Source organism: Nocardiopsis trehalosi NBRC 14201 (genome assembly GCF_001552555.1).
GTDB classification, from domain to species: domain Bacteria; phylum Actinomycetota; class Actinomycetes; order Streptosporangiales; family Streptosporangiaceae; genus Nocardiopsis_B; species Nocardiopsis_B trehalosi.
Map to the genome: position 1 here is coordinate 1 of NZ_BCRK01000136.1, position 16,906 is coordinate 16,906.

Here is a 16,906-nt window from a genome sequence, read left to right on the forward strand (position 1 = left end):
TCCCGGGCGGGCGGCCCGCGCCGCCCGTCCGGGGCGCGGGGCCGGGCGGGTCAGGCGGCTTCGGGGGCGACCTCGGAGGTGCAGAACGCGCAGCGGGTGGCGGCCTTGTTGATCTCGCTCAGGCACTGCGGGCACGGCCGGTTGACCGCCTCCTCGACCTTGGCGAACCGCTCCAGGACCTTGGTCATGGGCAGCACGATGAAGAAGTACACGATGGCGGCCGTGAGCAGGAAGCTGATCAGCGCGTCGACGAACTGCCCGTACAGGAATCTGCTGTCGTTGACCTCGAAGTACAGCTCGCCGAAGGTGGGCACGCCGCCGAAGATGCCGATGAGGGGCGTGATGAACCCTTCGGTGAACGCGGTGATCAGGTTGGAGAACACCGCCCCGATGACCACCGCCACCGCCAGCTGCACGAGGTTGCCCTGCATCAGGAACTGCCGGAAACCGCTCATGTTCTCCCCCATAGGTCGTCGGGTGGTCCGGGTGCGGCGCCGCGCGTGCGGCGCGGAATCGCCGGACAGCATCCTGCACGAGACGTCATGGGTCAACCGCGAATGGTGATGGACAGGTGGCCGGCGGGGGTGTGCCCGGCGAGGGCGCGGGCCTCGGCCGGGGTGACGGCGAGCAGCAGCAGCGCCCCGTGGGAGTCGGCCGCGGGCTCGGGGACGGCGATGACGGCGCGGTCGGCGGCGACGGTGGCGGCGGGCGGCGCCGGCCCGGCGCCGAACGCGGCGGAGGGGTCGGCCGACGGGTCGGCGGCGGCGAGGACGTCGACCCGGCTGCCCGGCCGCACCAGCGCGGCGGCGCCGGGGTCGGCCAGGCGCACCGGCGCGGCCACCAGGCCGTCGCCGTGGTGGCGGGCCGGGGGGTCGGCCAGGCGGGCGCGGGTGAGGATCTCGCCGCGCGCGAGCGGTCCGGCCAGCGACCGCCCCGCGAGGTCGGCGCCGGCGGGCACGGCGTGGTCGGGGACCAGGCGCGCGGGCACGGTGCGGGTGGTGAGGTCGCCGGTGGAGAGCGGCGCGCGGGCGTCGAGGGCGCGGGCGGCCACCACGACCCGCGCGGCGGGTTCGGGCGGCGGGCGCACGAGGAGCACGGCGCCGGTGAGGGCGAGCGCCGCGCAGGCGGCGCCGAGCAGCCGCCGGTGCCGGGCGAGGAGCCGGGCCGCGGTCCGGCGGCGCCGGGTCACCGGAGGCTCCGGCGGCGGCGCGGGCGGGCGGGGCCGAGCGGGTGCCGGCGGGCGGTGGTGGTCATACGTCCACGCTAGGCCGCCCGGGCCGGATGCGTCGGGGCCGTCCACAGGGTGCCGGGCACCCTGTGGAGAACGTCAGGCGGAGGCGGCGGTGGCCGTGCTCGCCGACGCGGGCTTGGCGGAGGTCGAGCCCGAGGAGGACGCGGAGTCGGACGACGAGGAGCCGGCGGACGACCCGGAGTCGGACTTGGCGCCGCTGTCGCTCTTGCTGGAGCCGGCCAGCGCGGACTTGTCGGAGCTGCCGCTGTCGGTGCGGTAGAACCCGGAGCCCTTGAAGACGATGCCCACGGCGGAGTAGACCTTGCGCAGCCGCCCCTCGCACGTGGGGCAGACGGTCAGCGCGTCGTCCGTGAAGCTCTGGACGACCTCGAGCTGGTCGCCGCACTCGGTGCAGGCGTACTGGTACGTAGGCACGGGACCTCCCTGTTGGCACTCTCACCCAGCGACTGCTAAATAGTACGCGCTCGCGCGGCGCGCACGCGACATCGGGGTCGGCGCCGCCGCCGGTGGCGGCGCCGGACAGTGGAACACCGGCCGGGGCGGCGGTGTTCCCGGGCGCGCCGCAGCGCCCCCGCGCTCAGAACCGCAGCACCCCCCGCTGCGGGGTCACCACCCCGTGCACCGGGCGGTCGTGGGGTTCGACGGGCACCCGCTCGACCAGCTCCGTGTCGTAGATCACGGCGAGCACGAGCGTGTGCGGTCCGACCCGGGCCAGCGCCCGGTCGTAGCAGCCGGCGCCCCGGCCCAGCCGCCCCCCGCTGCGGTCGACCGCCAGAGCGGGGCAGAGCACGGCGGCCGCGCGGCGCACCGCGTCGGGCCCGTACCGGGGGCCGGTCGGCTCCAGCAGCCCGTGCCCCGCCGGGGCGAGGCTGTCGGGGCCGTCGTAGGCCGCCCAGTCCAGTTCGCCGCCGGGCAGCATGACGGGCAGCAGCACGTAGGTCCCGTGCTTCCACAGCGCGGCGACCAGCTTGCGGGTGTCGGGCTCGGTCCCCACGGAGTAGTGGACCGCGACGGTGCCGCCCGTGGTGAGCAGCGGCAGGTCGGTGAGCGTGTCGCGGATGGCGGAGCCGGCGCCCGCCCGCTCCGCCTCGGGCAGCGCGCGGCGGGCGGCGAGCGCGCGCTCGCGCAGCCCTCTCTTGGTCGGGTTCTCCATGCCGGGAAGTCTGGCAGCCCGCGGACGGCCTGGTGAGGCCGGAGGGAAACCGCGATGAACCCTCGGCCCGCCGGACCCGTCCCGCACACCCTCCCACCTGCGGACACGCCGGAGTCCGGGCGTCCGACCGGGACGCGCCCACGCGCGCCGGGCGTGGTTTCGGGGAGCGTTGTCCTAAAGTGCCGACATGACAGATACCGCACGCGCGCTGCCCGGGGTGTCCAAGGCCGTGGTGCCGGCCGCGGGCCTGGGGACCCGCTTCCTGCCCGCGACGAAGGCCACCCCCAAGGAGATGCTGCCGATCGTCGACAAGCCGGCGATCCAGTACGTCGTGGAGGAGGCCGTCGCCGCCGGGCTCGACGACGTCCTGATGATCACGGGCCGCAGCAAGCGCTCCATCGAGGACCACTTCGACCGCGCCTACGAGCTGGAGGAGGCGCTCCGGGCGAAGAACGACACCCAGCGCCTGCACTCGGTGCGCGAGTCCAGCGAGCTGGCCCAGGTCCACTACGTGCGCCAGGGCGAGCCCCGCGGCCTTGGCCACGCCGTGCTCTGCGCGGCCGCGCACGTGGGCGGCGAGCCGTTCGCGGTGCTCCTCGGCGACGACCTCATCGGCGCCCGCGAGGCCCTGCTGCGCCGCATGATCGAGGTCCGCGAGACCTACGGCGGCAGCGTGGTCGCGCTGATGGAGGTCGAGCCCGAGCAGGTGTCGCTCTACGGGTGCGCGGCGATCGAGCCGACCGACGAGGACGACGTCGTCGCCGTCACCGACCTGGTCGAGAAGCCCCCGGCGGACCAGGCGCCGAGCCGGTGGGCGATCATCGGCCGCTACATCTGCGACCCCGCGGTGTTCGACGTGCTGCGCGACACCCCGCCCGGCCGCGGCGGCGAGATCCAGCTCACCGACGCGCTGCGCGAACTGGCCAAGCGCACCACGGCCGACGGCGGCCCCGTGCACGGCGTGCTCTTCCGCGGGCAGCGCTACGACACCGGCAACAAGGTGGACTACCTGCGCACCGTCGTGGAGTTCGCGTGCGAGCGGCCGGACCTGGCGGCGGAGTTCCTGCCCTGGCTGCGCGACTTCGTGGCGCAGGCCGACGGCCGCGCCTGACCCGCCCCCCCGGCCCCGCGCCGCCCCGCTCCGCCGCGCCCCGCCCCGCCGGGCGGCGCGGCAGCCGGGCGGGCGGCGGGGCACCCGCACGCCGCCGGACCGCCGACCCGCGGCCGCCCGCCGGGCGCCGCGCCCACCGAGGGGTGACCCACCAGCATGAAGACCGTCGAACAGCACATCTCCGACGTCCTGCGACTGGTCGAACCGCTGCCGCCGATCGAACTCGACCTGCTCCGCGCCCACGGCTCGGTGCTCGCGGAGCCCGTCACCTCCCCGGTGTCGCTGCCGGGCTTCGACAACTCCTCGATGGACGGCTACGCCGTCGTCGCCGCCGACCTGGCCGGGGCGGCCGAAGACCGCCCGGTTCGCCTGCCCGTCGTCGCCGACATCCCGGCGGGGGACGCGTCGGCCGCGGCCATCCGGCCGGGCCACTGTGCCCGCATCATGACCGGGGCCCCGATGCCGGCCGGCGCCGACGCCGTCGTGCCGGTGGAGTGGACCGACGGCGGCCAGGCCGAGGTGCTGATCGGCCGCGCCCCGGCGCCCGGCAACGCCGTCCGCCGCGCCGGCGAGGACGTGCGCGAGGGCACCACCGTGCTGGAGCCGGGGGTGCGGATCGGCGCCGCCGAGATGGCCGTGCTGGCCGCGGTCGGCCGCAAGGCGGTCCGGGTGCACCCCCGGCCGCGCGTCGTCGTGCTGTCCACGGGCGCCGAACTGGTCGAGCCCGGGTCCCCGATCGGGCCGGGCCAGATCTGGGAGTCCAACAGCTACATGCTCACGGCGGCGGCCATCGACGCGGGCTGCGCCGCGTACCGGCACGGGTTCGTCGGCGACGAGCCCGAGGAGGTGCTGTCGACGCTCGACGACGTGCTGGTGCAGGCCGACGTCATCGTCACCACCGGCGGGGTGAGCATGGGCGCCTACGACGTGGTCAAGGAGGTGCTGTCCGGCCTGGGCACGGTGGCGTTCGACAAGGTCGCGATGCAGCCCGGCATGCCGCAGGGCGCGGGCACGGTCGGCCCGTCGCGCACCCCGATCCTGACCCTCCCCGGCAACCCGGTCAGCTCGTTCGTGTCGTTCCAGCTGTTCGTGCGGCCCGCTCTGCGCAAGCTGCGCGGGCTGGTGCCCGCCCCGCTGCCGACGGTGCACGCCCGCCTGGCCGCCGCGGTGCGCTCGCCCAAGGGGCGCCGCTCCTACCTGCGGGCGGTCCTGGCCTACGACGGGCTGGAGGGCGGCCCGGCCTACACCGCACGGCCGGCGGTCCGGCAGGGCTCGCACCAGCTGTCGGCGCTGGCCGAGACCAACGCCCTCGTCGTCGTCCCGGAGGATGCCACCGAACTGCCCTCGGGGGCGGTGGTGGAGGTCCTGCGGTTGCCTGCCCGCGACTGACCCCGGTGGTCCGGCGTACCGCACCGCGCGCCACCCGCACCGCGCGCCACCCGGGCCGGGGCGCGACCGCGCCAGGGCCCGCCGGGCCGTCCCCGGCCCGGGCGGCGGGCAGCGAGTACGCTCCGGCCATGACCGCACCGCACGAATCCGGGTTCACCCACCTCGACGCCTCGGGGACGGCCCGCATGGTCGACGTCTCCGCGAAGGACGTCACCGCCCGCACCGCCACCGCCACCGGCCGGGTGCTGCTCTCCGCCACCGCCGTGGCCGCCCTGCGCGGCGGCGGCGTGCCCAAGGGCGACGCGCTGGCCGTCGCCCGCCTGGCCGGCATCCAGGGCGCCAAGCGCACGCCCGACCTGGTCCCGCTCTGCCACCCGATCGCCGTCCACGGGGTCGACGTCGACCTGTCCGTCGCCGACGACGGTGTCGACATCGCCGCGACCGTCCGCACCGCCGACCGCACCGGCGTCGAGATGGAGGCGCTGACGAGCGTCATGACCGCCGCGCTCGGCCTGGTCGACATGGTCAAGGCCATCGACCCCGAGGCCGTCGTCACCGAGGTGCGGGTCGAGGAGAAGACCGGCGGGAAGACCGGGCACTGGCGGAGGGGCGCGTGAGCGCCGGAAGCGGGGCCGACGGGGGCGCGGGCGCGCGGTACCGGGCCGTCGTCGTGACCGCCTCCAACCGGGCGGCCGCCGGGACCTACCCCGACCGGTCCGGGCCGATCATCGTGGACGCGCTCGCCGCGCTCGACGGGTTCGCCGTCGAGGGGCCGTGGGTGGTGCACGACGGCCCGCCGGTGGCCGAGGCCCTGCGCCGCGCCCTGGCGGCCGGGTTCGACGCCGCGATCACCACCGGCGGAACAGGGCTCACCCCGCAGGACGCCACCCCCGAGGCCACCCGGCCGCTGCTCGCCTACGAGATCCCCGGCATCGCGGAGGCGCTGCGCGCGGCGGGGCGCGACAAGGGCGTCCCGTCGGCGGTGCTCTCGCGCGGGCTGGCCGGGGTGGCCGAGCAGGGCGGGCACCGCATGCTCGTGGTCAACCTGCCCGGGTCGAGCGGGGGCGTGCGCGACGGCATGGAGGTGCTGCGGCCGGTCCTCGCGCACGCGCTCGACCAGATGCGCGGCGGCGACCACCCGCGCACGCCGTCCTGACGCCGCCCCGTCCCGCGCCGCCACCGGCGGCGGCCCGGGGCGCCGCCCGCGCGCGGCCCTGACCGGAGCCCCGGCCGAGGTGGAATACTGGGGCATACACCCCGGGAGGCGACGCGGGCCCCGCCCGTGGCCGCGGGGCGCACGGTCGTTCCCCGGGCACCGCTGGTGCCGGCGGCGTCGGAAGGACGCGCAGTGAACCGGATTCGAGGCTGGCCGATCACCCTCACGGAGGGGCCGGTGGGGCTGCGCCCGCTGCGGCTGCGCGACGCCGCCGCCCTGCGCGAGACCCGTGTGCGCAACGCCGACTGGCTGCGGCCGTGGGAGCCCACGCACCCCGAGATGCCGCTGCAGACCTCCTCGCTCACCCCGTACGTGGCGATGCTCCAGGCCATCCGGCGCGAGGCGCGGCACGGCGTGTCCATGCCGTGGGCGGTCACCTACGACGGGGTGTTCGCCGGCCAGCTCACGATCAGCGCCATCGTCTGGGGGTCGGCGCGCTCGGCGCAGGTGGGGTACTGGGTCGACCGGGCGTACGCGGGGCGCGGGGTCATCCCGACCGCTGTGGCGCTCGCCGTCGACCACGCGTTCTTCGCGGTCGGGCTGCACCGGGTCGAGGCCAGCATCCGGCCCGAGAACCGGGCCAGCCGCCGGGTCGCCGAGAAGCTCGGGTTCCGCGAGGAGGGGCTGCGCCGGCGGCAGCTGCACATCGACGGCGCCTGGCGCGACCACCTGTGCTACGCCATCACCACCGAGGACGTGCCGGGCGGGCTGCTGGCCCGCTGGCGGCGGCGCGACCACGTTTCGGGCCCCGACGCCCCTCCGGGCGGTACGCCGCAACCGGAGTGGCCGTGACCAGGGCCGGAGGCGACCGAATCCGCATCCGGTTCCGGTAACGCGGCCAAACCCCTCCCGGGCGGCCCGCGTTCACGGGATAATCGCCGGGACCCGGAACGGGTTCCGGCCCGGCGGCGGACGGAAATGACACAGCGTGATACTCGGCCCTCAGGGGTCACTTCGGGTGATCACGCCGTGACCGGCACGTGACGTGCATAAAGGCTCGACCGGGGAAGAGGAAAGACTGTAATCTCGCGACACTCCGGTCCGAATACTGCGCATTTACGGACACCGGGTCGTACGGTGCGGAACGTAGACGTACCAACGATGACGGCAACACGTGCATATGGCGCATGGGGGACTGCGGATGACCAGCGGCACGGCGGACGCCACGCGCGCCGGGTCGTGACCCCGCGGCGACCCGCCGTCGGGTCGCCACCCGGCATGGGCCATGAGCGGGCCGCCGCGTCGCCGGAGCGTCGGAGGATGTTCGGTGGTCGGCGGTGCGAGGAGGGGTCATGAGCAGTGCTCCCCTGTACCTCGCCATCGTGGTCGTCTGGCTGATCGTCCTGGTGCCGATGCTGCTCCGCCGCGACCCCGTCGACCCCGACCTCGATCTCGACCACGACGGGCTCGACGACGACCTCGACGCCGCCGATGACGACCCGGACCGCACCCTGGACGACGCCCCCCGCGCCGGCACGGCCACCGACGGCCCGGGTGGCGCTTACCGTCCCGGCATCACCGCCGCCGATGACGACGACCCGGACCGCACGGTGGTCCTGCGCCGTCCCGGCGCGGTCGGCGGGCCGGTCGGCCGCGCCGCGACGGACCCGGACGCCCACGACGACCACCACGACCGCGACGGTGCCGGCGGCGGCGACATCGACGCCGGTGGTGTCTCCCACGGCGTGCCCGCCGACGACCACGGCGCCGTGGCCTTCGGCCGCTCCGAGGGGCTCCCGCCCCGCCCCCGGCCCAGCCGCGCCCGGGTCATCGCCCGGCGCCGCCGCCGCACCACGGGGCTGACCGCCCTGCTGGCCGCCACCAGCGTCGCGGTGGCGCTCGGCCTGGGCCCGTGGTGGGTGCTCGTCCCGCCGGCCGGGCTCCTGTTCGGCCACCTCGTGCTGCTGCGCGAGGCCGCCAAGGCCGACCGGGAGCTCCGCGCCGCCGAACAGCGCCGCGCCCGCCACCGCGCCCAGGAGCGCTCCCGCCGCGCGGCCGAGGCCGCCCGCGAGGCCGAGATCATCGAGTTCACGGGCCGCACCGACCAGGTCTACGACCAGTACACCGACGCCCAACAGCGGGCCGCGGGCGACTGACCCCACCCCCGCGAAACCCGTTCGAGGCACCCGCCGGACCCTGCTAGGCTGTACACGTCTTGAGGGGCTGTAGCGCAGTCCGGTAGCGCACCTCGTTCGCATCGAGGGGGTCAGGGGTTCAAATCCCCTCAGCTCCACCGCAGGACAGGCCGTGTTCTCGTGCCTCGTAGAGAGGCGCCATTCAGGGTCTGGGAGAATTCCGGGAGATCGCCGACAGGCGGTCTCCCTTTTCTCGTTGTCCCGAAAGGGCGCGAGCGGTCCGTGCAGCATGGACCTCCGGCATGGGAGTGCATTCCAGCACGCCCGCGCCCGCAGGCTCAGCGCCCGTTGATCTCCGGGCTCGACCGCGCGGGCGGGACGTGCGGCGCCAGCGCCTGCAGGCGGTCACCCAACTCCCTGACCGGCCCGGTCGGGTCGGCGCTGGAGAGTTCAGCGTGCAGCTCCCACAGGCGCCGGCGCGTCGTCTCCCGAAGATGGTCGGCCGGCACCGCGTCGAGTACGGCACAGCCCAGCCCGACGGCCTCCACCGCGTCGCGGCGTCCCGCTGCGGCGCGCGCCAGAACGGCCGTGGCCGCGGCCCAGCCGCCCGACCCGGTGGTCTTGAGATCCTGCGATGCGGTGGCGTGCCGCCGCCCGTCGGCCGTTTCGCCGAGGTCGAGCGCCGCCTCGGCCAGATGGAGGTGGAGCTGGGCGCGGTCGAAGCCGAAGCGCCCGTGGTCCTCTGTCGCGGCCTCCATGTGGCGCTGCGCCCGCGCCGCCGCGTCGCGGGCCTCGGAGCGGCGCCCCATCCGGGCGAGCGGGCGAAGCTCGCACCAGGCCGCGGACTGGCTCTTGCGCAGATCGTCGCCGGCCAACTCGCGGGCCTGCAGAGCGAGGTCGTAGGCGTCCGCATCGCGATACTGGAACTGGGCGACCATGGACTGCGCGCCGAGCGACCATCCTTCCAGGCGGGTGTCGCCGACATCGCCGCCCAAGCGCGCGCTGGTCCCCAGGTGGATGTGCGCCCCGGTGTAGTCGGAGGCGGAGAACGCGAAGTTGCCGACCAGCGCCGACAGCCATCCGCCCAGGCGTCGCAGTTCCCGGCGGTGCGGTTCGGTCTGGTCGCGGGCGAGCATCCCGACCACCAGGTTGCGGCACCGGTGGACTTCGCGGCCGATCACAGCAGGCGGGTAGTCGCCGTAGCGCTCGACGTAGTACTCCAGGGCCCGGTGCACGCGGTCGCGCGTCTGCGGTCCCCCGGCCGGCCCTTCCACTTCCAGTTGGAGGGCGACGCTGTCCGTCACAGCGGTCAGCGGTGTGTGGTCGGACAAGGCGGCTCCCTGCTCGCGAGGCTGCGGTCGACGGTACCAAGCGGGGTCCGCTCCGGCGGGGACCGCCAGGCCGAGCCGACTCGGTGCGACGCCGAAGACCGCGGCCAGCGCTTCGGCGTAGTCCGCGGACGGGCTGGTGTCGCCGTGCTCCCACCGGCAGACGCGGGCCTCGCTGAGGCCGGGGTCGGCCAAGCCGCGGGCGGCCAGGGCATCCACGACGGCCGACACCAGTTGGGAGCGGGTCCACCCGTAGGCGAGCCGCCGGCATTCGAGCGCGCTGAGGGGCAGCCGACGGCCGATCTCCCCGGCCACGGCGTCCACGCTGCGCCCGGCGCGCTGGCCCTCGAAGCGGATCCGCGCGGCCTCGCGGACCACGTCCGCGCGCTGAGCGCGGGTCATGCGCGCCATCTCCACCTCCGCGGGGCGGCGTCAAGCCGACGCTAACGTGCCCCGCCTGCACGCGTCATTGTCCCTAGGGTCAATGATGCCTCACCCCGCGTCATTGAAGGGTTCCTTTGCGTCGAGCGAGCGTAGATGCGCCCGCCCGAGGCGCGCCGGCGCCTCACCTGTGCAGAAGGAACCCCTCATGCCTGTGTTCGCCGCCGACCACAAGTCCACGCCCGCCTACCTCGATACCGCCGCCAACGCCCACGGTGACGAGAAGGCACTCCTGATGGCCCGCTCCGTGGACCGGGTCGCCGCCGACCGCCCGCATGTGGTCGAGATCGGTCCGGGCGGCGGTGCGGCCGTCACCGCCCTAGCGTCACTCCTGCGTGAACGCGGCCGGTCGGCCGACCTCACGCTCATCGAGGTTCCCGACGTCGAATCCCGCGGCCTCGCCCACGCGATCGAGCGATTCAGCGCCGTGGGGACGTGTCGGCTGCTGCGCGGCCACGCCCAGGACATCGGACGCCTGGTGGAACGCCCGGCCGACGTCGTGTCCGCCTCCGCCCTGCTGCACGAGGTGTACTCCTACGGCGGCGGTTACGCCGGCATCCACTCCCTGATGCGCGACCTGCCGACCATCCTCGCTCCAGGCGGCTTCTTCGCCTATCGCGACGTCTACGCGGTCCGCGCCCCGTCGCTCCACGAGCGGGTCACCCACGTCTACGACGCGCCGTCGTGGCTGCGGTTCCTCCGCCTGTTCACCCCGCTCTACCTTTCCGACGGCACGCACCCCTACCACCACGCCCAGGACGAAGTGGTCGTCCGCCAGGACTCGGTGATCGTTCCCGTCGCTCGGCTCCAGGCCTCCACCTGTGCGGTGGTGCGGGCCCCCGTCGGATTGCTCCGGGAGGTTCAGCGCCACTACATCACCTTCCGCGACCACGCCTGGCGCTCCGGCGCCCTCGGCTTCGTCCCGGTGCTGGAGGGGCGACCGTCCGCCGACTGGCTGGACGCCCGCAGCGGTCACAAGCGCGTCCACTACACGGTGACCGCCGCCGACTGGCTGCCCCGCTCCCAACGGGCCATGCTCATGGCGGTGAGCGAGCCCTACGGCGACCGCTACGCCGTGGACGGTGACATCTTCGACGCCTGCACCGACATCGCCCTGGCCGCCTTCCTCACCGCGGTCGAGCGCGGCGACGCCGAATGCGGGATGGTCTGGAATGACTGGGCGGCCCGGGAAGGCCGCGAGACCTACGCCTACCTGACCCTGGACGAGCTGATCACCGCGGTCGCCGTTCACTCCGCCGAGGCCAGCGGCGAGCGTCGCACCGTGCTGCTGCCGGCGCGGGCGGACGACATCATCGTGCGACACCGCCACTACTACTCGCGCTACCTGCGGAAACGGCTGGCCAACCCGCTCGCCGACGCCAAGCAACTCGTGCTGTTCTCCCACATCGACGTGGCCGATTCCGAGATCCTGGGGGAGGCGCTGGCCGCCGTCCGCGGTACGTGCGGGAAGCAGAACCTCGCCCGCGTGTACACGGCCCTCAACCCCGGAGGATGACCGTGATGATCGAAGTGGAACGTAAGCGCGCGATCGACGCCTCCGATCAGCTCACGGCGCGCCTGATGGCGTGCGGGTGGCGCGCCGTGGCCTCCTCCACGGAGGTGGACACCTACTACAGCCGCCCCGACGTGGACTACCTGGAGACGGTGGAGTGCCTGCGCGTCCGGCGTCGTGGTGACGCGGCCGAGATCACCTACAAGCCCGCGTCCACCGGGGCCTCCCACAGCGCTGCGGGGGTGATCGCGAAGCGGGAGACGAACGTGGCCCTCGCCGGTGGTGCCGAGGCCGGCGACGCCGAGGCGCTCCTGGAGGCGATCGGCATGGTGCCGCTCGCGCGCGTGGAGAAGCTTCGCACCGTCTGGCGGCACGAGAATCGTGACGACGTTGCCGTGGCCCTTGACGTGATCGTCGGTGCGGGCGCGTTCGTGGAGGTCGAGGTCCTCAGCGCCGACGTCGGCCGGGCCACCACCGAATTGGCCGCGGTCGAGACCGAGCTGGGCCTCACGGAGGCCCCGGTCGTGGAGCTGCCGTACCGCGACATCGTGCGGGACGCGACCACCGGGGCGCACGGCTGAGTCGTGCAGGGCGGCGATCCGGTCGGCGGCCTGCACGGTCGTGGGGATGCCGTCCCGTGCGTGGTGGGAACGGGGGCGCCCCCGCCGCCGATCGGCGGTGGGGGCGCTCACGGGGGGCGGGGCCGGTGCGTCATCGGTGGGGATGACGCGGGGCGCCGCGGTTCGCGGCCGTGGCCGCGGGAGGCGTCACCGGTGGCCGAGGCGGGGAACGGAGTCCGCGGATTCCGATAACGCCCACCGGAATGGCGCTATCGGACCGCGGTGGCCGGAGGTGGACATGGTTCCCCGATTCAAGAGGAGCGGTGTCGACCGGGCCATTCTACGTTTCCCTTTCCCGGGCCGCACGGAGTTTTCCGTGGGACCCGGTCCGGGGCGGTCAGCAGCTTTCGATGCCGGTGAAATAGGCCAGCGGGTTGCTGATGGTGTGGGACGAGCTGCTCCCCGATCTGATCGTGCGGCAGCTGCTGTCCGGGGCGAGGGCCCAGGTGAACTTGATGCGCTTGGAGGTGCTGCAGTCGTTGCGGGCCTCCGCCGTGTACCCGTCGACCCACGACTCGACGCAGTCGGGCGCGGCGGCGAGCGCCGGGCTCTGCGCGGGCGCGGAAGCGGTCGACGCGGCGGCGGTGCCTGACGCGAGTCCGAGCGCCAGGACGGCGAGTACGGGCAGGGCGAGCATTCTGCGACCACCCATGGTCATTCCTCTCCTCGATGGCCTGCCGCGCTGTCCGGGCCCCATGGGGCCCGGCCGCGCGGCCGGCCGGGGGTGATGGGTGTCAGCAGTCCTGGATGCCGTCGAACCGGGCGGTCACGTAGCTGCTGGTGTGCGACGTGCTCTTGCCCGCTCCGACCGAGCGGCAGGAGCTGTCCGGGGCGAAGGCCCAGATGAACTTGATGCGCTCCGAGGTGTCGCACTCGTTGTAGGCGGTCGCGGTCCTGCCCTTGCTGGACACATCGATGCAGTCGGGGGCGTCGGCGATCGCGGCGCCCTCGGACAGCGTCGACGCGGAGGCGGAGCCGGACGCGAGTCCCAGCGCCAGGACGGCGAGAGCGGGCAGAGCGAGAATGCGTGAGGTGCGCATGGTGTTTCTTTCCTTTCCTGAGTGGCCCTCTCCGCCGCTCGGAATCCGGGGCGGTATTCCGGCGGAATAATTCGTGGAGGGGCTCACGTGGAAGAAGGTAAAGGGCGCTCATGCGGCGCGACAATGCGCACGGTGCCCAATCGCCGGGCGGCGACTGCCCATGGTGCACGGTGGGAATTCTCCGGCACGGCGCGCCGTACCCGCGCGCGTCCGCCCTTCCCGGAACCGGCACGGCACGGCACGGGATGCACGCGGGGCCGCGCAGCGAAGGCGGTATTGGGGGGGTCGGGCGTGCGGTGCCCACCCAGCGGCTGTGCAGGGCGGTGACGCCGGCGGCGGGGTCGGGCATGTGGCATTCACGCCGGGCTGTGCAGGGCGGTGGCGCCGGCGGGGCGGGTGCGCGGGGCTCACGCAGGGCCGCGCAGCGCGGCGGCACCGGCGGGGCCGGGCGCCCGGAGCTCACGCGGGGTTGCGCAACGCGGCGGCCATGTCGAGGCAGAGGGCTTCGAGGACGGCGGACAGGTCGAGGTCGCCCATGGGCGCGAACGCGATCTCGTCCAGGCGCGCGCGGATCGATTCGAGCCGGGGGTCGAGCGTGCCTTCGTCTGCGAGGATCGCCAGGGCGCGGCGGGCGGCGTCGGCGCAGCGGAACGCGCCGTACTCCGGGGGTTCGTTTAGCAGACCGTCGGCGCCGGTCAGCAGGAACGCGGCGAGCAGGACGATCTCGCGGCGCAGCCGGTCGTCCGGTCGGGAGGCGGGATCGGCGGCGGGCGCGCCGGGGGCGTGGTCAGAGGCCATAGCGGATCACCTCATCGGGGTCGCGGCGGACGGACTTGCGCAGGGGGCGGGCGGGGCGGCCCAGTGGCACCACGAGCTGCGGAGTGACCTCGGGCGGCAGGTCGAGCAGGACGCGCAGCCCCCCGGTGTGGAAGCTGGACACGGGGCACCCGCCGAGGCCGAGCGCGTGCGCGGCCAGCAGCAGGTTCTCGACGGCCATGGCCACGCACAGCCGCGCGACGTCCGTGACCCTCTGCGCAGCGGGGGCGGACCCGACGCCGATGCGCCCGCCGTCGACACAGGCCACCATCACGAGCGCCGGGACGCCGAGGACACCCGGCGCCAGCGCGCGGACCGCGCGTACGGAGTCGTGGGTGCGGACGACGACGAACCGCCACGCCTGCCGGTTGGACGCGCTGGGGGCCGCGAGCATGGCCTCGACCAGCAGGTCGACGGTGCGGTCGTCGACCGGGACGGGCGCGAAGTCGCGGACGGCCGAGCGTGTGCGCAGCACCGTCAGCGCGTCCGGTACGTGGTCGTGCGACATGGCGGTTCCCCTCTGGGCGCCCGATACGGAGGAGCGGCCGCCACGCGGGTGCTGGCGGACGCGGCGGAACGCGTAACACGGAACGTGGTCAACGCTAACCGCCGGTGGGTGTTTCCGCAGGCGAACGCGGTATTCGGGCGGGAGCGGAGGTACCGTCCGTCCGGTCCGCCCGAGCCGTCGGTGAACCCGTCCACCACCGCGCGGGTGGGCGCGCGGTCCCGGACGGGGGCGAGGGTCGGGGGCGGGAGGCGGCGCTGTGTGGGCGGGTGCGGCGCGCCCGGCGGACGGGGGTGCGCGACCTCGAATCCGCCCACCACCGCGTGGGCGGGCGCGCGCCCCGACGGCCCCTGCCCGGGTCCGCACCGACAGGGGCGGGCCACCGCCGGTCCGTCGATGGTGGGCAGGGATGGCCGGGCCCGGTGAGCCGACCGGACGGTGCCCCTGGGCAGCGGCCTCCCCGGCGCGATGGCCGACCGGCCCCGGGTGGCGGGCCGGCTGGGTCGGCCGTGCGGCAAGCCGGGCACGCCGGCTCCTGCGGGATGGCCTGTTCAGGCGGCGGGCCCGGCGGGGTGGACGGCCGAGGGCGGGCAAGGCCCGGGGGTCAGCCGGGTGGGGTGGCGAGGAGTTCGGTGAGGCGGGTGAGGAAGGTCCGCTGGCCGGTGACGATGAGCTTTGCGGCGCGGTCGGGCGGGAACCAGGCGACCCGGTCGAGTTCGGGGAACTCCCGGAAGGTGCCGGAGCCCCGGGGCCACTCCAGGGTGAACGTGCCGGGGACGGTGTCGGCGGGATCGAGGTCGCCGCGCAGCGCCCACGCCGTCACGGTCTTGCCGCCGGCCTGGCGGATCTCACCGAGGGGGAGGAGCTTGCCCGGGGGAGCGGGCAGCCCCAGTTCCTCGTGGAACTCGCGGCGGGCCGCGTGCTCGGCGGTCTCACCGGGCCCGTACTCGCCCTTGGGGATGGTCCAGGCACCGGCCTCGCGCCGGGTCCAGAACGGGCCGCCCATGTGGCCGAGGAGGACGGTCGGCGAGCCGTCGTCGGCGAGGCGGTAGAGCAGGATTCCGGCACTGCGTCGGGGCACCGGTCCAGTCTGGCAGCCACGGGCGACCCCAAGGCCGAGCGGCGCGCGGTGCCGCCGCGCCGTGGGCGCGGGACGCGGCGGGGCGCGCAGTGCCCGTTCTCGGGACCGGTGGGGACGATGGCGAACAGCCTGGCGGCCCGGGCGTGCGGCCGCCGCCCCGCCCCGGGGCGTGTCCGCCGCTTCGGCGCCGGCGTGGTCTCCGAGGCCGGATGCGCGAGAGCCGGTGCGTCGGGATCACCGGAGGCGACCCCGTGTGCAGGGGGTGGGGGACGCGGAGCTGGTGGGTGGGTCCACCGGTCGAGGACCCGTTTCCGCCCGTCGAAGACGTGCCTCGTCGGCGGGCCGTCGTCGGCCCGAGGCCGGTTCGTCGGCGCGGTCCCGGACGGGTCGGTTCGTCGGCACGGCACCGGACAGGGGGGTTCGGCCGGGGTGGCATCGGCCGGGTGGCATCGGCCGGGTGGGGTCGGCAGGGTGGCATCGGCCGGGTGGGGTCGGCCGGGTGGGGTCCGCCGGTGGCGCCGGACGGGCGGGTTCGGTCGGGGTGGCACCGGCCCGAACCGGCCACGCGCCCGCCGTGGTCGACCACCGTCAGCGGGTAGGGAAGGCACATCGCGCACCACGGAGGCGGTCTCGTGGAGTTGATCATCCAGTTTCTGATGGGCACCTTCGTCGTCGTCGGCATCATCGGCCTGTTCGTCCCGGACAGCACGTCCGCGTCGGGCCGGGACGGTGGGGCCGGGTACGACGGCGGGGGGTCGTCCGGTGACGGCGGATACGGTGGCGGCGGCGATGGCGGGGACTGACGGAGGACACCGCCCCGCTCCGTGAGGTGGCGGCTGCCTCCGGCCTGGTCGCGATGGTTCCCGTTCGCTCGTGTCGGCGTCCCCCGGTGATGCGCCCCTACGGCAACCGGTGTAGCTCCTGGCGTGTGCCCGATGCCCGATGCCCGAGTCCGGGCGACGGGGTGGGTGTCCTTCTGAGGCCGTCGGGGGTGGGGCCGGTGGGTGGCTCCGACGTCGTTGCGCCTACGGCCCTGTGCGGCGGCGGCCGCGATGCGGGCTCAGGGCATCAGGGCGGAGGTGCCGGGCGCGGAGAAGGGTGGTCGGCGGGCGTGGCGGGCGGGCTCTGCGGGGGTGGGGTGGCGTGGGGCCTCGCTGGTGGCGGGGCGGTGTGTGGGTGTGGGGGGGCTCGCTGGCGGTGGGCGTGGCGTGGGGCCTACGCCGTCGGCACGGTGGCGGGTGGCTCCTTCGATCGTGGGGCGGCGTGGGGACTCTGACAGTGGGCGTGGTGGGCGGTCTCTTCGGCGGTGGGGCGGCCTGGAGATCCGCCGGTGGTGGGGCGGGTGGCTCTGCGGGGGGGGGTGGGG

19 protein-coding genes and 1 tRNA gene are annotated in these 16,906 nt (G+C 75.0%); 10 read left to right on the top strand and 10 right to left on the bottom strand.

Annotated elements, in window-relative coordinates:
- Nucleotides 1-50: 50 nt before the first annotated feature.
- From mscL to NT8_RS20520, 4 genes are all read right to left on the bottom strand, one after another.
- A complete protein-coding gene (mscL, locus tag NT8_RS20505) occupies nucleotides 51-455 on the bottom strand; it encodes a large conductance mechanosensitive channel protein MscL (protein ID WP_067972187.1) in 405 nt (134 codons plus the stop codon).
- A gap of 92 nt (nucleotides 456-547) precedes the next feature.
- Nucleotides 548-1,189, bottom strand: a complete 642-nt coding sequence (locus tag NT8_RS20510) for an SAF domain-containing protein (RefSeq protein ID WP_067972134.1) — start codon at nucleotides 1,187-1,189, stop codon at nucleotides 548-550.
- A gap of 138 nt (nucleotides 1,190-1,327) precedes the next feature.
- A complete protein-coding gene (locus tag NT8_RS20515; protein WP_067972137.1) occupies nucleotides 1,328-1,666 on the bottom strand; it encodes an FmdB family zinc ribbon protein in 339 nt (112 codons plus the stop codon).
- 163 nt (nucleotides 1,667-1,829) lie between these two features.
- A complete protein-coding gene (locus NT8_RS20520) occupies nucleotides 1,830-2,405 on the bottom strand; it encodes a 5-formyltetrahydrofolate cyclo-ligase (protein WP_067972148.1) in 576 nt (191 codons plus the stop codon).
- Between the two features lie 187 nt (nucleotides 2,406-2,592).
- Between NT8_RS20520 and galU the strand changes: the two genes are divergently transcribed.
- From galU to NT8_RS20555, 7 genes are all read left to right on the top strand, one after another.
- On the top strand, nucleotides 2,593-3,516 hold the full coding sequence (gene galU / locus NT8_RS20525) for a UTP--glucose-1-phosphate uridylyltransferase GalU (RefSeq protein WP_174549608.1): 924 nt from the start codon (nucleotides 2,593-2,595) through the stop codon (nucleotides 3,514-3,516).
- A 156-nt stretch (nucleotides 3,517-3,672) separates the two neighbouring features.
- Nucleotides 3,673-4,905 (top strand): molybdotransferase-like divisome protein Glp, encoded by a 1,233-nt coding sequence (glp, locus tag NT8_RS20530; protein ID WP_067972155.1) that lies wholly within the window; start codon nucleotides 3,673-3,675, stop codon nucleotides 4,903-4,905.
- A gap of 128 nt (nucleotides 4,906-5,033) precedes the next feature.
- The gene (gene moaC, locus NT8_RS20535; RefSeq protein WP_067972190.1) at nucleotides 5,034-5,522 is read left to right on the top strand and encodes a cyclic pyranopterin monophosphate synthase MoaC; all 489 of its coding nucleotides are present in this window, start codon (nucleotides 5,034-5,036) and stop codon (nucleotides 5,520-5,522) included.
- On the top strand, nucleotides 5,519-6,061 hold the full coding sequence (locus tag NT8_RS20540) for a MogA/MoaB family molybdenum cofactor biosynthesis protein (protein ID WP_067972158.1): 543 nt from the start codon (nucleotides 5,519-5,521) through the stop codon (nucleotides 6,059-6,061). The genes moaC and NT8_RS20540 overlap by 4 nt, the downstream gene beginning before the upstream one ends.
- Before the next feature lie 192 nt (nucleotides 6,062-6,253).
- Complete coding sequence (locus tag NT8_RS20545; protein ID WP_067972160.1) at nucleotides 6,254-6,913, top strand: GNAT family N-acetyltransferase; 660 nt, start codon at nucleotides 6,254-6,256, stop codon at nucleotides 6,911-6,913.
- Between the two features lie 500 nt (nucleotides 6,914-7,413).
- A complete protein-coding gene (gene sepX, locus NT8_RS20550; protein WP_067972162.1) occupies nucleotides 7,414-8,217 on the top strand; it encodes a divisome protein SepX/GlpR in 804 nt (267 codons plus the stop codon).
- A 63-nt stretch (nucleotides 8,218-8,280) separates the two neighbouring features.
- A tRNA-Ala gene (locus NT8_RS20555) sits at nucleotides 8,281-8,354 on the top strand.
- Between the two features lie 180 nt (nucleotides 8,355-8,534).
- Here the strand turns inward: NT8_RS20555 and NT8_RS20560 are convergent.
- A complete protein-coding gene (locus NT8_RS20560; RefSeq protein ID WP_245646257.1) occupies nucleotides 8,535-9,926 on the bottom strand; it encodes a helix-turn-helix domain-containing protein in 1,392 nt (463 codons plus the stop codon).
- A gap of 187 nt (nucleotides 9,927-10,113) precedes the next feature.
- Between NT8_RS20560 and NT8_RS20565 the strand changes: the two genes are divergently transcribed.
- Together NT8_RS20565 and cyaB are read left to right on the top strand one after the other, a co-directional pair.
- Complete coding sequence (locus NT8_RS20565; RefSeq protein ID WP_067972168.1) at nucleotides 10,114-11,481, top strand: hypothetical protein; 1,368 nt, start codon at nucleotides 10,114-10,116, stop codon at nucleotides 11,479-11,481.
- Nucleotides 11,482-11,486: 5 nt separating this feature from the next.
- The gene (gene cyaB, locus NT8_RS20570; protein ID WP_217999274.1) at nucleotides 11,487-12,059 is read left to right on the top strand and encodes a class IV adenylate cyclase; all 573 of its coding nucleotides are present in this window, start codon (nucleotides 11,487-11,489) and stop codon (nucleotides 12,057-12,059) included.
- Nucleotides 12,060-12,435: 376 nt separating this feature from the next.
- Here cyaB and NT8_RS20575 read toward each other — a convergent pair whose 3' ends face one another.
- The 5 genes from NT8_RS20575 to NT8_RS20595 form a co-directional block, all read right to left on the bottom strand.
- Entirely contained in the window at nucleotides 12,436-12,750 is a 315-nt protein-coding gene (locus NT8_RS20575) for a hypothetical protein (protein ID WP_157515910.1), read from the bottom strand.
- Between the two features lie 82 nt (nucleotides 12,751-12,832).
- Nucleotides 12,833-13,138 (bottom strand): hypothetical protein, encoded by a 306-nt coding sequence (locus tag NT8_RS20580; protein WP_067972175.1) that lies wholly within the window; start codon nucleotides 13,136-13,138, stop codon nucleotides 12,833-12,835.
- 459 nt (nucleotides 13,139-13,597) lie between these two features.
- Nucleotides 13,598-13,936, bottom strand: coding sequence for a DUF6092 family protein (locus NT8_RS20585; RefSeq protein ID WP_067972178.1), 339 nt, complete (start codon nucleotides 13,934-13,936; stop codon nucleotides 13,598-13,600).
- Nucleotides 13,926-14,462 (bottom strand): nitroreductase family protein, encoded by a 537-nt coding sequence (locus NT8_RS20590; RefSeq protein ID WP_067972181.1) that lies wholly within the window; start codon nucleotides 14,460-14,462, stop codon nucleotides 13,926-13,928. The genes NT8_RS20585 and NT8_RS20590 overlap by 11 nt, the downstream gene beginning before the upstream one ends.
- Nucleotides 14,463-15,063: 601 nt before the next feature.
- Entirely contained in the window at nucleotides 15,064-15,540 is a 477-nt protein-coding gene (locus NT8_RS20595; RefSeq protein ID WP_067972184.1) for an NUDIX domain-containing protein, read from the bottom strand.
- Nucleotides 15,541-16,172: 632 nt separating this feature from the next.
- Between NT8_RS20595 and NT8_RS30350 the strand changes: the two genes are divergently transcribed.
- Complete coding sequence (locus NT8_RS30350) at nucleotides 16,173-16,343, top strand: hypothetical protein (RefSeq protein WP_176579678.1); 171 nt, start codon at nucleotides 16,173-16,175, stop codon at nucleotides 16,341-16,343.
- The last annotated feature ends 563 nt before the right edge of the window (nucleotides 16,344-16,906 follow it).